The following is a 14,891-nucleotide window of genomic DNA, read 5'->3' on the forward strand; positions in this document are numbered from 1 at the left end:
ATTCTTCGTCAGCTCTCACCGTCAGGCCTCGGTCATACTCGCAGTCGGCTCGCGCACCCAGCGTCTGCAAACCGCTCCGCTCGTATCTCTCTCCGCTTTTTGCAGCCACTATCCCAACGCTAGCTCAAGGCTGTTTTACCCCGCACAGTTCCATATTATCAGCAGGTTGTAACCAGAAAAGGAAAAAAACAGAAAACCCATATTAACAATAACACCCCATCTCATAAAAAAAACCGCCATTTAAACCACTTCGGCCAAGTTAAAGCCCCCCGGCCATACCCACGCAAGGCCAAGCCCTTCTGGTTTTGAAAAAAAATCTCCACCCGTCGTTCCTCAGGTAGTATTTTTTCCAAAAGCCTTGACCTGCCAGCGCCAGGCTTAAGAAGTTGCCTACGAGTTGTAAATGCCTGGTTCCGCTCAAATCCGGATACCACTTCACCCTTGAACTTTTTTTTCAATTGAAAAACTCTTCAAATGAAAAACTTCAATTGAAGAAAAAGTAAGTACCGGAAATTTTCTATCTTGCAGAGCATTAGATGTAACGTTCTTTGAAATAAGGCTTAAAAGGCCATGTAGTGGAGCTGATGGTTACCGGTTTTTAACGTGCTGATGATAACCTCAATGGGACTTGATTCATAATCCGGAAAATGTGTTGTTAGCGCATGCGGAGAGTGAGGAAGAGGGGGCGTATGGTTCTGCAGATTGGACATCGTTGGTAGAAGGAATAAGATGTGCTAGGTATAATGGCAAAAATTCACTCAATATAAATAACCTTGATGCCCAAATACGTCAATCAACATTAACATGGAATAATCCCCGATTGCTTGATAACGAACCTTACGGCAATACGATGCTAAAAATGGACTATGATGATATTAGTACAATAGACATCAGTAATATTACTGTACAAGGCCATAAGGTTTATATCGGGAAACCTGGAGATCAAATACATTTTGAAGTAAGGAATGGCAATAAGTATGATTCTCCGGAACTGGCAGAAAAGTTTCAACAGTATCTAGCTGTTGATGCCACCGGGTTTGAATCTAAAATAGAAGCTCTATGTTTGAAGATGGATGGCATGAGCAGTGTTGGTACCCAATTTAAGAAACTACCTTCTTGCTATTACAGCAGGTTGTCTTTAGAGCGAAGAGCAGATTATATAGAAAAGCTGGCCAGTGATTGCGAAGCGAACCTTGGACATATACTTGAATTAATCAACTCATTGCCTAAAGTTGGTAATTCTGTTCTGAAACTGTTTTCTTCTTTGAATTCAAAACCAAACATTTCTAAGGCCTTATATCAGAAAAGCGAATGGGCAAACAAAGATAGGTACACAAGCCTGGTTCGGGCGTTTACTTTGCTTTTTTATAAAAACATATTAAAGGAGAACATTAAGGGCCAGGTAACGCAGAACCATTTATTTAAATGGTATAAAGCGACAGATTTCAACGTCTACTACAATACCTCTTTAAACCCTGCCCACCAAATCGAATTCAGTGCCGATATCGAATATTTAAAAAATAATGGCAATGAAAGGGAAAAGGTGGAGTATGAAATACCCATTGGCATCCCTGCTTTTTCTGTCGTAGGTGTTGATTTTAAAACCAAAGTAGATTTTATCGGAGTAGAAGGGCAGATTTTTCCTATGCCTGCCTTTTATTTTAATTGGATGGTACATGAATATAATCGTATTGAGATGGCAAAGGCGGTCAATGTTTCCATTTATGCGTTATCGTTTTGTTTTGGTGTAGGTGAAATAGCTGCAGCACAAAAAACTTGGAAAGCTGCCGTTGCCCTTGCCGGGATAGTCCATGCGAGTGGGAAATTATATTTTCAGTTTAATGATGAAGCAGTTGCATTTTTGCAGGAAAATACAAGAGGCCAAGAATTTTTAGCAGTCTGGAATTCAATCGGTAATGTTTTAACAGCTGTTGATGTAACCGATAATGTTCTACACCTTAAATTTTCTTTGTTTGTTACCTTGACTATGGCTTGGGATAATTTGAGTGAAGAAGAAAAAATGAAATTGCAAGAATTGATGGGCGAAGAATATGATGATTTAATAACTATTATAAACACCTCTATTCGATAGATAATATATGAGCATTTTTGATAAAACCCGATATATACGAACTTTATTTATTCTATTGCCTTTGGGCTTAGCGTTTTTTTATTGGGGCATAAAAGGACTTAATAGAAGTATTGAACACCTACCTTACACAGAAGGGATAGTGGAAAAACATAAAAAGAGGTTAATGTATTTTGAATCTTGTGAATGTGATGTAGAGACCTTCTTAATCTATGTTAAAGGGATTAAGTCCCCTTTTGTTACGAGTATTAAGAAATATAGAGAGATTCTTGATTCTGTTGTGATTGTAGGAGACAGCATTGAAATATGGACAGAAGATTTTAAAAATGAAAATCAAATTGAGCAAGTTAAATTAAACGGGCAATTAATAATCCCTTACGACAAAACTACGGATTTATATATAGGGTTAAGTGTAATAGGTGTTGGGTTAATAATACTCTGCATATTTTACATTATCAAATCCCCTGAGGATTTGTTTGGTAAAAAGAAAGCTTAAAGTGGTCGCATTATTTTACTTTACATCATGCAGGACGTTCGAGAGAGCGTCCTTTAATTTTTTCTTGCCGATGAAGGCATCCAAGATATTAAAAATGGTTTTCTTTTCTTCCTCGTTCAGCGCTTCAATGAGTTTAATTTTTTCCATAAGTGAAGCATCGTAAGAATTTACATCCGTTAAATTATCGTCCGTTTCAAATAGCTCGGAAAGTTTAACCCCAAGTGCTTTGGAAATTTTTTCCAACGTGCTCAATGAAGGCTCGGTCTTACCAGTTTCAATGCGGCTATACATGGCAGCACTCCCGCTCGGCGAAGTTTGCAACTTCGTCGCTCAATCCGCTGTAGTTTTTAACTACAACAGATGATGTTGCGATTGATCTTTAACTTTAGACAGCCAATAATCTCTATCTTTAAAGGTAAAATGTTTCCAAAATGAGCACAGGTTATCAAATCAAAGATCAGGAAGGATTATGCTTTCTAACATTTCAAGTCGTAGAATGGGCCGATATATTTACTCGTCCTGTATACAGGGATATTGTTATAGATAGTTTGAAGTATGCTATTGAAAACAAGGGGTTACAGGTTTTTGCATACGTGATAATGATTAATCATGTTCATTTGATTATGCAAAGCAGTACAGGACAATTAAGTAACACTATTCGAGACATTAAAAAATATACCTCCAAGCGGATAATTGATGCTATTCTGTCAAATGCAGAAAGTAGACGAGAATGGTTGCTCAACTGTTTTCAGTATGCAGCTCAAAAACATAAACGTAATACACAATATCAAGTGTGGACACATGAGAACCATGCTGTTTATCTTTATAGCCCTGATTTTATAGCCGAGAAAATTCAATATATTCATAATAATCCAGTAAGGGCTATGGTTGTTCAGGACCCAGAAGATTATTTGTATTCCAGTTCCAGAAATTATGCATCTTTGTCAGCAATTTTGGATATCGAGCCATTGGTGTTACCAGTTATAGTTGTTCGGTAGTTAAAAACTACCAATTAGGTTAAGCGAAGTCACAGACTTCGCTTAGCTGGGGTAGATCTCTTGAGTTTGCCTGCAAAGACTGTTTAAAACGTAGTCTGAAGACTACAGTAGGGAAACGACGAAGTCACCGCTCGACTCTTCCGCTTTGTTTGTAAAGAAAATTCGCCGAGCGGGGGGAAAATTTATGTCCCATCTACCAAACGAACCAACAAAAGGATATTAGACCTGAGATCCTTTCAAATACTGCCCCTGCACGAATATCTTTTAACAGAAAGAAAGTCTTTAAATGAAGAAATTGAAGGAAATTACCTGTTCCATCAAAAGGGTTGATACGTGGAATGTCGAGAATTAAAAAGATGATAAACCGCTACGAACCAGGATTAAGAAATAAGTCACAAATACGGACTTCGGTAATCACCGGTTGGCTACAACATTACAACCTTCGGGAAGTGCAATACATGGTGGGGCACAATTGCGTTAGCAGTATCGAAGGCACAGAACTGATAATTTAGAAGATTTGCCGAAGGAATTGGAGAAATATCATCCACTTAAATAAAACAAAATGAAGTAAGTGAACGTAAACTTTAGTAACTTTGTACCATGTTGGTACACGCTAAAATTTAAAGATATGTTAGTAATCAGTAGTAGAGAATTTAGGCAAAATCAGAGGTTTTACTTTGAGAAGGCTGATAAAGGAGAACAAATCATTGTTCAACGAGGAAAAGATAAATCGTATGCTTTAACTCCTATAAATGAGGACGATGTTTACTTTAATGCTGAAATGGTCAAAAAAATAAAACTCAGTGCAGAGCAAGCAAGAAATGGCGAAGTGAAAACAATTACAAGTTCTGAAGAAATAAACGACTTGCTTGGCTTATGAGTTATGTTCTAAAATTTACTAAAATAGCTTTAGCAGACATCGAAAAACACAAGAAAGCTGGTGATAAAGCAGTATTGAAAAAGATAGCTAAACTACTTGAAGAACTTAAAGAAAATCCTACTGATGGAACCGGACGGGTTGAACTAATGAAATACGGTCTCTCCGGGAAGTTCTCTCGTAGAATAAATCATAAGCACCGACTTGTTTACTCTATAAACGAAGACATCGTAACTGTTCATGTTCTAGGCCTTTGGGGACATTACGGTGATAAGTAACAATTATCCCCACCGCAGAAGCCGGTAAAGCGGTGTTCGTCCTCGTCAGTCAGCAAAAAAAACTCACCAAAACTGTAACTCCTAATCCCCCTTGTAATATCTTTCCACATCAACTTCCGGGTGAATCTGAAAGTTGTTGTGCTCCATTTTTTGTATCAGTTGATTGGCTGACCAGGGAGCAAGGAGCAAGCCTTTAGAGCCAAGACCGTTCAATATTCCAATGGTTGGCTGGTTTTTAAGAAATCCAATAACCTGGCGCCTGTCATGTGTGGTGGGACGAATTCCGGCTTCCTGATGAATGATTGAATAGGGGAAATGACTAATTTTCTCAAGTTTCTGTATGATTTCATTTCTAGCCTGGGGTGTGATTTTCGTATCGGTGTATTCCCATGCATAAGTTGAACCTACTTTATATTTCTGGTTATGTATGGGCAAAATAAAGAGATTCTTGGTGATGATTTTTTTGTGGTTGTAAACCTGGCTGTTAAGGGTTAGTATTTCACCTTTTGTGTGTCTGTATTTTACCCGGTTAAATGGTTGCTGGTTGTTGTTAAAACTCCCCTGGCACAGTATTACTTTTTGGTATGTTTGGTTATTGAAGCGAACCTTGTTATCATCTGTCTTTAAATCTTTGCTGATATCAATGTTTTCCTGAATGAGCAATCCATTTGTTTCCAGATATTGCCTGAAACACGTAATTAAAGTCTGTATATCATACCAGCCGCCTTTATGAACCGTTCCATATCCACTGGGAGTTTCAATATATGGCGAAATGGGGTTGTGAGATATCCGGGGGGTAATATACTTCTCTAATCCGTTTTCGGTGTATTTTCTGGTCCAAAAGAGTTCTTCGCCGGCGCCTAAAATTCTTTGTATCGGTGTTGGATAGAAGAGTTTTTGACCTAGTAATTTTTCTAATTCATGAGTTGTTTGTAAAAACTCGGGATACAAATCATCAATCAACCAGGATTTTGTCATTCGTCTGAAAACAATCGGATTAACCATTCCTCCGGCTTTAAGTGAAGCCTTTTGCGGATTGTTGTCATCGATAACCGTAATGGAGTACCCTTTTTGAAGAAGTTTAAAAGCCAATATTGTTCCGGCCAGTCCTTGCCCTATAATTAGTGTTTTCAATTTTTTTAAAGAGTAAACATTTAAAGGGGTAAATGGTTTTGATATTGAAAGGAAGTTCCATTGTCATCTTCATGCAACTCAAAAAAAAATCCTACTTTCGCTGTGATGTTCTTGTGCGGCATTTCATTCTTTGGGATGGTATTGTTTCGCATGAAATGAAGAGATATCCTAAAATCTAATCAAAAAACAAATGAACCGAAATTTTATCACAGCAATTGCCCTGGCAACGATTATGTCGGCCTGTGGCAATGGCAAAAGTGCTCATCAGGAAGATGAGGCTTTGAAAAATAATCCGTTAATGAAAGAGAGTACACTGCCCTATGGGGCGCCCGATTTTGGAGCAATTAAAGACAGTGATTTTAAACCGGCTCTGGAAGCCGGAATTAATGAAAAACTGGCAGAAATTGAAGCCATTGCCAATAGCGATGAGGAGCCAACGTTTGAAAATACTTTGGTGGCACTGGAGAAGAGCGGGCAGATGCTGAACCGTGTTTACGGGGTATTTGGTATGCTGACAGGGGCCAACACCAACCCCGAACTACAGGCAGTGGAAGAGGAGATGGCTCCTAAAATGGCCGGTCTGAATAATGCCATTTATCTGAATGACAAACTTTTTGAACGCGTTAAGGCGGTTTACAATCAGCTGGGTGAGCTGAATCTTGATGCTGAATCGCGCCGGCTGGTGGAGGTTTATTACGAGAAATTCGAACTGGCAGGGGCCAATTTGTCTTCTGATGCCAAGGAGAAGATGCGTAAGCTCAATGAGGAGGAAGCTTTGCTCAGCGCTCAGTATGCCAACCGATTGTTGGCGGCCGCTAAGAAAGGTGCGCTAAAAGTGGAAGACAGGGCTATGCTGGATGGCTTGTCAGATAGTGAGATTGATGCTCTGAAACAGGAGGAGGATGGCAAAACGGTTTATGTTCTGCCGTTGCACAATACCACTCAACATCCGATGCTGGCTTCGCTTCACAACCGTGAGACCCGCCGACAGCTTTTTGAGCATTCTCTTTTGCGCGCACAGCGTGGCGATGAGAACGACACTCGTGACATTATTAAGCGGATTGCCCTGATTCGTGCCGAACAGCCCCAGCTGATGGGATTCGAAAACTATGCTGAGTGGAATCTCAAAGACCAGATGGCGAAAACACCCGAGGCGGCCAATAATTTTATGGCTGAACTGGTTCCTGCCACTGTGGCAAAGGCCGAAAAAGAGGCCGAAGAAATTCAGAAGGTAATTGAGCAAAAGGGGGGCGATTTTGAGCTGAAGCCATGGGATTGGAATTACTATTCTGAAATGGTGCGGAAAGCGAAATACGACCTCGATGAGAGTGAAATTAAGCCCTATTTCGAAATGAACAGCGTGTTGGAAAACGGGGTGTTTTATACTGCTTCGAAGTTGTATGGTATTCGCTTTGAGGAGCGTCACGACATTCCTGTTTACAGCGACGATATGCGGGTGTTCGAGTTGTTCAACGAAGATGGCAGCGCCATCGGACTTTTTTATACCGATTTCTATAAACGCGACAATAAGTCGGGTGGTGCCTGGATGAGTGAAATTGTGGGGCAGTCAAAATTGCTTGGCCATAAGCCGGTGATATACAATGTCTGCAACTTTAAAAAGCCTGCTGAAGGTGAACCTGCACTTATCAGTTATGATGATGTGACCACCATGTTTCATGAGTTTGGACATGCCCTGCACGGTTTGCTGGCCGATCAGACTTATCCCAGTCTTGCGGGAACTAACGTGGCTCGTGACTTTGTTGAGTTACCATCTCAAATCAATGAACACTGGGCTTTGTATCCCGAAGTATTCAACAATTACGCGGTGCATTACGAAACCGGTGAGCCTATGCCAAAGGAGTTGGTTGATAAGGTGGTGAAAGCCTCTAAATTTAATCAGGGATATGCCCTTGCCGAGGTGTTGGCAGCTGCCGGACTGGATATGCAATGGCACATCATCTCTCCCGACCACAAAATTGAAGATGTGGATGCTTTTGAGAAGCAGGCACTGGATAACATCAACCTCAATTTGGAGCAGATTCCGCCTCGTTATCGTTCTAGCTATTTTCTGCACCTTTGGGGACATGGTTACGCTGCCAGTTACTATGCTTATTTGTGGGCCGAAATGCTCGACAACGATGCTTATGCATGGTTTGAGGAAAATGGTGGTTTGACCCGCGAAAACGGTCAGCGTTTCAGAGAGTTGATTCTCTCGCGCGGAAATACGGAAGACTTTAATAAGATGTTTCTGGAGTTCCGGGGAAGCGAACCTGATATTAAGCCCATGTTGAAGCACCGGGGACTGTTGTAAGGAACTTAGTTTGTTCGTTGAGAGGCAGAAGGCAGAAGCAGAGATCCCAAATTGGTTCTGATTCTTTTACAACAATCCTAAAGTATCTGAGAAAAGTGAATCTTATCGGATATTATTGATATAAAAAACCGGAGTGAATTGAGAATCACTTCGGTTTTTTTTTGACTTATTTTCTTCTCTTATGGTTTTTGTAAATTATGTTTGTGAATATTAATTATCAATTCCCAGCATAAATTTTACTCCAATAATAATTCCACCGGGAGCCATGAAATTGATAAAACGCTTCGAGTTATTTGTGAGCAAATGGCCTGATTTAACCCGGTAAACATTATCTTCCAGTGGGATAGAGAACCCTCCGCTAAATACAAACTTTGATCTGGTACCAACTTTTAGATTATATGAATATAGTAAATTGATGGTGCTGTAAGCAAAAAGGTCCAGCGTAACCTCTTTATCATTTTCTTCAATAGGCTGGTATCCGTATCCTCCGTATTCACCATATCCACTAATATACCCTGAAGTTTCCAATGTTGTTTCCAATTCTTCCATACCTGAAGAATAAGAAATACCCATACTAATTGAAGAACCAAAGCCACCTTCTTTAAGGTACCAGGAAAGGCCGCCGGTAGCTCGCAGTCCCCAGGTGCTCAGACCTCCTGTTCCGTAAACTGAAAAGTTATTACTGACTGCCTGTTCCAGTCCAACACCAATGCCGTAATCGTTTATTCCAAAACCAGCTCCCAAAAAGGTTTCCGGAAGTTTTGATTTTGTGGTTGAGTTTTCCTGAGCCGATACGTTCTGAAAAGAAAAAAGAGTAAGATAAAGGATGGTTAGGACTGTGGTGCAGGGAAATAAAAATTTTGAGTTCATGGGTAAAGGGTTCAAATTAGGAATAGAATATTTTTATGTAAAAATACTAAGTGCCCTTTAATTGACCAAAAAGCAGGATTGTTCGTCTTTCCAAATTTAGTTTAAGGATTTTTAAAAAGCCCAAAATTCTCGGTGCTTCTCTGTGATGAGTTTTGTGTAAAAAAAAAATCTTGCGTAGCAAGGCTTGATTCTGTTTTACTAAATTTTATGTCTTTTAGAAACCATTTTATTTTTACCTTTTTTTCTAATTTTGGAGAATGCAAAAACTATTTGTCTTTGATTTAGACTTCACCCTCTGGAATGCAGGGGGAACCTGGTGCGACCATACCAATCCACCATTCCGAAGGGTTAATAATCATGTGGAAGACTCGTATGGAAGTCGCATAGTTTTGTATCCCGATGTTCCAGAAATTTTGAACCGGCTATATGCAGATAAATATACTATGGCACTCGCCTCTAGAACTGGTGAGCCATCGTGGGCTGTGCAACTTTTAAAATTATTCAAAATTGACCATTTCTTTGCATACAAGGAGATTTATCCCGGCAGCAAAATCACTCATTTTCGTAATCTTCAGAAACATACAGGCATTCCGTTTTCTGAGATGGTGTTTTTCGATGACGAGATGAGAAACATTCATGATGTTGGTTCGCTTGGAGTGAGGGCCGTTTTTGTTCAGAAGGGGGTGTCCGTTCAAATAATTGAGTCTTACTTAGGGCCTGCTGAAAAACAATTAAAACCCTAATTATATATTAATTATAGTTGATAACATCATTCAAAGTGCAAGGTTTTTCAAGTAAATTTTTCAAAAGTCTACACTTGCGGTGATTAATAGTCAAAATGTTATTGTTCAAATGAATGTATTTAGGCTGAACAACTTGTACTATATGAAAGGCGCGCTGGCCTGTCCGTTTTCCGGGCCGGCGGATTGCGGGAAGCCAAAATGGGCGACTTTCAAGGCCTTGCGCAATGGCCGGAAATTTTGGTTTTCGAGGGCAGATAGGTTTAAACGGACTAGACTTTTTTCGTTTTTTGGGGCAATGCCAAAAAGAACAATAAAAATAAATTTAAAATAGGGCTGCTGACTTTTTCAGAAGCCCCTATTAAAGTAAATGGTCTTATGAAGATTTCATTAAAAAAAACGTACTGGTGGTTTTTGATTCCTATTCTTTTTGTGATATGGTATATGGGACCGCAACCCGAAACTCCCAATTACCATACGGATGTGCCCGAAACACCTTCGTCTTCAATGGTGGCTGATACTCTTTTAAAAACCCATGAGGCGAACTACCTTGTTAAACCGGAAAATGAAGCAAGGATTATCTGGGCAGATGATAGCCTTAAAAGTGCCACGAAATATGTTGTTGTCTATTTGCACGGATTTGGTGCAAGTCAGAGAGAGGGTGCACCGGTGCATCGGCGTATTGCCCGGAAGTATGGATGCAATCTTCTGTTAACCCGACTTGCTGATCACGGCCTTTCAAATGATGTAAATTTGGATCAATTTTCTGTGCAGAGATTATGGGACAGCACTCTGGAAAGCCTTTCTATTGCCAGAGCACTGGGAGATAAAATTATCCTGATGGGAACCTCCACAGGAGGTACACTTGCTTTAAAGATGGCTTCGCTTTTCGATGATGTGGAAGCAATAATTCTACTGTCGCCCAATGTGCGGGTGCGCGATAACAATGCCTGGATTGTCAATAACCGGTGGGGACTGCCGCTGGCTAAGGTAATTACCGGAAGCGACAAAATGGTTTCTGATGAAAAGGAGGACTGGTATCCGAAATACTGGTATCCCGAATATGGTCTGGAGGCGGTGGCCGAATTGCAGGAACTGATTGAGACGACCATGGTTCCAGACGTTTTCAGGCAGGTGACACAGCCGGTTTTGCTTCTCTATTACTACCAGGATGAGGTTCATCAGGATTCCGTTGTGAGTGTTCAAGCCATGTTGGATATGTACCGGCAGCTTGGCACAACCGATAGCCTGAAGCAAAAAATAGCTTTTCCTGATGCAGGAAACCATGTAATAGGGTGTGATTTGCGGTCAGGAGATGTGGAAGGGGTTTACCGGGCGGTGGTTGCTTTCCTTGAAGAAAACATTAATTAGAAGTGTTTGTCCATAAAGTACCATTTACTGCGTTACGCTTGCCCGAAAAGTACTCATCCCGATTGTGCTTTTTGTTGGTTTTTTGTTCAAAAAACCTTACAAAAGCTACTTCGGGACTCCGTATTTTCGAACTTCGCAAGCCCCGAAGAAAAATCGGGGCAGGCATTGTAACTGGCACTTTCTTGACAAACACATGACCAGAACCAAATTTTGCTTTGTTTATAGACAGAAACTAATTAGTTTCTGTTCATTGCACTAACCAAAAAAAAGTTTGGGGAATAATGTATTAATGACAGGGGGAATGCTCCAAATTAATGTCTCTTGAAGAGGTAATTATCGAATCAGGTCCGGCGGATTCCAATCCGCCGTTTTGTCTCCTATGGCGGATTGGCGCTCAGCTTTGCTGCTTTGCTTGCCAAAGAATCCGCCATACCTGGTTTCATTGCGAGGGCTATGGCCGAATAAATCTCAAATCAAATAAACGCTACTTCAAACCAGAGCCTTAAACTTTTCGTCATGCCTTTTTTCGCGGCATAGTGTTTTCACTTCCCGCATTAATCCATTGTTTCAGACGGGGCAGGTTTTGTTTAGCTGCATTTACGCCATCTTCAAATATCTTTCTGGTTTTTACCGGATTGTTTTCAATTCGTTTGATTTCAATAGGTTTTTCAGGACGGATTACAAACACAGTTCCATCTTCTTCTAATTGTTTAAGTTGCCGAAGGGAGTCGTTATATTTCTCAGCCCTTTGGCAAAGCATCTCAGCTACTTTTGGGTACTTTCGATAATACCACTTAAACAACCATCGATTTTTTAGTGGTTGTTTCTGATAGTTCTCAGGTTGAGTGAGTATAACCACAGCTCTGTTTTGTCCGTTTTTTAATGCGTGCCGGAATGGAATAGAATCGGCCAGCCCTCCATCTAAAAGATGTTTGTCCTTATATTTTACCACAGGAGCAATGAGAGGAAGGGAGCAACTTGCTGAGAGGATGGTTTTAAACTCTTGTTTGTCTGCTTCGTTTAATAGGAAAAACTCTGCTTCGCCTGTCTGGCAATTACTGGCTCCTACGTAAAAATGGCTTTTAGAATTCTGAAGAGTTTTATAATCAAAGGGGATGATTTTTTGAGGAATTTCTTCCAAAATAAAATCCCATGAAAAAAGTGATTTCTCCCGCAAAAGATTGTGGTAACTCAAATACCTTTTGTCGCTTATTAGCTCATTAACTTCCAGATTTCTTCCCGGTTGTTGTGATAGGTAAGAGGCTGCGTAGGTGGCTCCTGCCGAAACTCCGTAAACTGCATCGAAGTATAGGTCATTTTCCATAAAAACCTCCAGAATACCTGCAGTAAATATCCCGCGAAATCCTCCGCCTTCTAATACCAATGCTGTGTTTTTTATCATTTTAGGGTTATATTTCTGTCAATAGTTCGTTAAAAAAAATCTAAACGCAAAGACGCAATGGCGCAAAGTTTTTATTATCAGGGAGTTGTGATAATTATTGTGCATTGTTCAAGTTGCTCACTAACAGGTATTTAATCCCGAAGCTTCGGGATAACGAAGTGTTGTCTGTTAGACCGGTAAATAAAGACTCCGGTTGTCCAAAATTAATCCATTTTACTAAAATTAAAGAATAATGAAGTGCTTGTTTTTCTTGTCTGGTTCAGGCTATGCCAGGTTAGGGGAATTGCTTTTTTTAATATATACTTTGTTAGATGATTGCCAGATAGGTTGGTAATGAATTGCTTAGAGGTGGGATGGTTTTAATGCCAGTCTCTTACTTCTATAGTTCTAAAGATCTATTGTTTATTTAACAAAGGTTAAACTCCCTAACGGCTTTTTATGCTTACCTTTGCACCCCGAAATCAGGGGGACCGATTACTTTTTTCTTTTTTAAATATGCTGCAATCAACCAGCCGGAAAAAATATCGAAACCTTTGTTTGAGGAGATAAAGTGTGTAATTACCATTTTGGGGCATTGGTATCTATGTTCCGATTTTTTTCAGAATGTATAAATAAGCGATAAAACCTTTTAAGCCTTATTTGGCTTAGTTTTTATCTAATAATTTTTTTCAATGATTACAGTTTCCAATCTCGCCATTCAGTTTGGCAAAAAGTTTCTTTTTCAGGACGTTAATGTGAAGTTTACGCCGGGCAACTGCTATGGTGTAATCGGTGCCAACGGAGCCGGAAAATCTACCCTGATGCGTCTTATCAGTGGTGAAATAGATTCAACTCGCGGTCATGTTGAACTTGGACCGGGAGAACGTTTGTCCGTATTGCGTCAGGATCACCATGCATTTGATGAAAATCAGGTGTTGGAAACGGTGCTGATGGGGCATGAAAAGTTGTGGGAGATCAGCAAAGAGAAAGATGCCATTTATGCCAAACCTGATTTTTCTGAGGAAGATGGGATGCGGGCTTCGGAGTTGGAGGCTCAATTTGCCGAAATGGATGGCTGGAATGCTGAAAGTGATGCAGCAATGCTGCTGAGCGGACTGGGGGTTCAAGAGGATCTCCACTATAAGAAAATGAACGAACTGAGTGGTAAGGAGAAAGTGAAAGTGTTGCTGGCACAGGCATTGTTTGGCAAGCCCGACAACCTGTTGCTCGATGAGCCCACCAACGATCTTGACCTGGAAACGGTGCGCTGGCTCGAGAATTACCTGGCCAATTTTGATAATACCCTGTTGGTTGTATCGCACGACCGTCACTTTTTGGACTCGGTATGTACCCATATTGTGGATATTGATTACGGAAAAGTGCAGCTCTTTGCCGGTAACTACACTTTCTGGTATCAAAGCAGTCAGTTGGCCTTGCGTCAACAAGCCACTCAAAATAAAAAGGCTGAAGAGAAGAAAAAAGAGCTTCAGGAGTTTATTCAGCGATTCAGTGCCAATGTGGCAAAGTCGAAACAGGCAACCAGCCGGCGCAAAATGCTCGAGAAACTCAATGTGGATGAGATCCAGCCTTCCACACGCCGCTATCCTGGGATTATCTTTACTCCCGAGCGGGAAACCGGTAACAGTATTCTTACAGTATCAGGACTTAGCAAAAAAGCGGAAGACGGGACTCCTTTGCTCAACGATTTGAATTTTACGGTGGAGAAAGATGATAAGATTGTTTTTCTGTCGCGTAGTTCACAGGTTACTACTGCTCTGTTTGAGATTTTGAATGAGCGAATGAAGCCTGATGCAGGCTCTTTTAAATGGGGCGTGACCATTACAACGGCCTACCTGCCCATGGAGAACAGCGAGTTTTTTCAGGGGGATTATTCTCTGGTGGATTGGTTGGCGTTGTATTCGGATGATACCAAAGAAGATTTTCTGAGAGGTTACCTGGGGAAGATGCTTTTCTCCGGTGAAGACATTCATAAAAAGGTAAATGTATTGTCGGGAGGGGAGAAGATGCGTTGTATGATCTCCCGGATGATGTTGCGCAACGCCAATGTGATGATGCTCGACAATCCCACCAACCATCTGGATTTGGAAACCATTCAGGCATTTAACAATACCCTCATCAATTTTAAAGGAAATATTCTGATGAGTTCGCATGACCACGAATTCATTCATTCAGTATGTAACCGGATTATTGAAATTACGCCAAACGGAACCATCGACAAAATGATGGATTACGATGATTATGTCACCGACGAAAATATTGCTGCCCTGCGTGAAGAGATGTATCGCTAGGAGGTGCGATTTTCAAATCGCACCATGCTGACAAAAG

At 40.6% G+C, this 14,891-nt stretch carries 14 protein-coding genes; 10 read left to right on the forward strand and 4 right to left on the reverse strand.

All coding sequences use genetic code 11. The annotated features are described in order from the left end of the window. Nucleotides 1-628: 628 nt before the first annotated feature. The gene (locus tag BY457_RS05930; protein WP_146130956.1) at nt 629-2,092 is read left to right on the forward strand and encodes a hypothetical protein; all 1,464 of its coding nucleotides are present in this window, start codon (nt 629-631) and stop codon (nt 2,090-2,092) included. A gap of 7 nt (nt 2,093-2,099) precedes the next feature. After that, nucleotides 2,100-2,585 (forward strand): hypothetical protein, encoded by a 486-nt coding sequence (locus BY457_RS05935; RefSeq protein WP_106152416.1) that lies wholly within the window; start codon nt 2,100-2,102, stop codon nt 2,583-2,585. Nucleotides 2,586-2,600: 15 nt separating this feature from the next. On the opposite strand, the gene BY457_RS05940 is transcribed toward BY457_RS05935, so the two are convergent. Then, nucleotides 2,601-2,906: a helix-turn-helix domain-containing protein gene (locus BY457_RS05940; RefSeq protein ID WP_146130957.1), complete on the reverse strand. Its 306-nt coding sequence runs from the start codon at nt 2,904-2,906 to the stop codon at nt 2,601-2,603. A 110-nt stretch (nt 2,907-3,016) separates the two neighbouring features. Between BY457_RS05940 and BY457_RS05945 the strand changes: the two genes are divergently transcribed. The 4 genes from BY457_RS05945 to BY457_RS05960 all read left to right on the forward strand — a co-directional run bounded on the left by BY457_RS05945 (nt 3,017) and on the right by BY457_RS05960 (nt 4,738). Continuing rightward, the gene (locus BY457_RS05945; RefSeq protein ID WP_106152418.1) at nt 3,017-3,583 is read left to right on the forward strand and encodes an REP-associated tyrosine transposase; all 567 of its coding nucleotides are present in this window, start codon (nt 3,017-3,019) and stop codon (nt 3,581-3,583) included. Between the two features lie 338 nt (nt 3,584-3,921). Beyond that, a complete protein-coding gene (locus BY457_RS05950; protein WP_258176634.1) occupies nt 3,922-4,095 on the forward strand; it encodes a hypothetical protein in 174 nt (57 codons plus the stop codon). Between the two features lie 116 nt (nt 4,096-4,211). Continuing rightward, nucleotides 4,212-4,463, forward strand: coding sequence for a prevent-host-death protein (locus tag BY457_RS05955; RefSeq protein ID WP_106152419.1), 252 nt, complete (start codon nt 4,212-4,214; stop codon nt 4,461-4,463). Continuing rightward, on the forward strand, nt 4,460-4,738 hold the full coding sequence (locus tag BY457_RS05960; RefSeq protein WP_106152420.1) for a Txe/YoeB family addiction module toxin: 279 nt from the start codon (nt 4,460-4,462) through the stop codon (nt 4,736-4,738). Before BY457_RS05955 ends, BY457_RS05960 begins: the two co-directional genes overlap by 4 nt. A gap of 81 nt (nt 4,739-4,819) precedes the next feature. On the opposite strand, the gene BY457_RS05965 is transcribed toward BY457_RS05960, so the two are convergent. Then, nucleotides 4,820-5,872: an NAD(P)/FAD-dependent oxidoreductase gene (locus tag BY457_RS05965; protein WP_181256399.1), complete on the reverse strand. Its 1,053-nt coding sequence runs from the start codon at nt 5,870-5,872 to the stop codon at nt 4,820-4,822. Between the two features lie 190 nt (nt 5,873-6,062). Between BY457_RS05965 and dcp the strand changes: the two genes are divergently transcribed. Further along, the gene (gene dcp / locus BY457_RS05970; protein WP_106152422.1) at nt 6,063-8,183 is read left to right on the forward strand and encodes a peptidyl-dipeptidase Dcp; all 2,121 of its coding nucleotides are present in this window, start codon (nt 6,063-6,065) and stop codon (nt 8,181-8,183) included. A 210-nt stretch (nt 8,184-8,393) separates the two neighbouring features. Here dcp and BY457_RS05975 read toward each other — a convergent pair whose 3' ends face one another. Next, nucleotides 8,394-9,053 (reverse strand): hypothetical protein, encoded by a 660-nt coding sequence (locus BY457_RS05975; protein ID WP_106152423.1) that lies wholly within the window; start codon nt 9,051-9,053, stop codon nt 8,394-8,396. 257 nt (nt 9,054-9,310) lie between these two features. Here BY457_RS05975 and BY457_RS05980 point away from each other — a divergent pair, with 257 nt between their 5' ends. Both BY457_RS05980 and BY457_RS05985 read left to right on the forward strand, forming a co-directional pair. Further along, nucleotides 9,311-9,796: a magnesium-dependent phosphatase-1 gene (locus BY457_RS05980; protein ID WP_106152424.1), complete on the forward strand. Its 486-nt coding sequence runs from the start codon at nt 9,311-9,313 to the stop codon at nt 9,794-9,796. A 375-nt stretch (nt 9,797-10,171) separates the two neighbouring features. Then, on the forward strand, nt 10,172-11,164 hold the full coding sequence (locus tag BY457_RS05985) for an alpha/beta hydrolase (protein WP_106152474.1): 993 nt from the start codon (nt 10,172-10,174) through the stop codon (nt 11,162-11,164). Between the two features lie 514 nt (nt 11,165-11,678). Here the strand turns inward: BY457_RS05985 and BY457_RS05995 are convergent. Then, complete coding sequence (locus BY457_RS05995) at nt 11,679-12,566, reverse strand: patatin-like phospholipase family protein (RefSeq protein WP_106152425.1); 888 nt, start codon at nt 12,564-12,566, stop codon at nt 11,679-11,681. A 671-nt stretch (nt 12,567-13,237) separates the two neighbouring features. On the opposite strand from BY457_RS05995, the gene BY457_RS06000 reads away from it, so the two are divergent. Continuing rightward, nucleotides 13,238-14,854 carry an ABC-F family ATP-binding cassette domain-containing protein gene (locus BY457_RS06000; RefSeq protein ID WP_106152426.1) on the forward strand — a complete coding sequence of 539 codons (1,617 nt, stop codon included), beginning with the start codon at nt 13,238-13,240 and terminating at the stop codon, nt 14,852-14,854. Nucleotides 14,855-14,891: the final 37 nt, after the last annotated feature.

Origin of the sequence: Marinilabilia salmonicolor (genome assembly GCF_003003035.1) — a bacterium.
GTDB classification, from domain to species: domain Bacteria; phylum Bacteroidota; class Bacteroidia; order Bacteroidales; family Marinilabiliaceae; genus Marinilabilia; species Marinilabilia salmonicolor_A.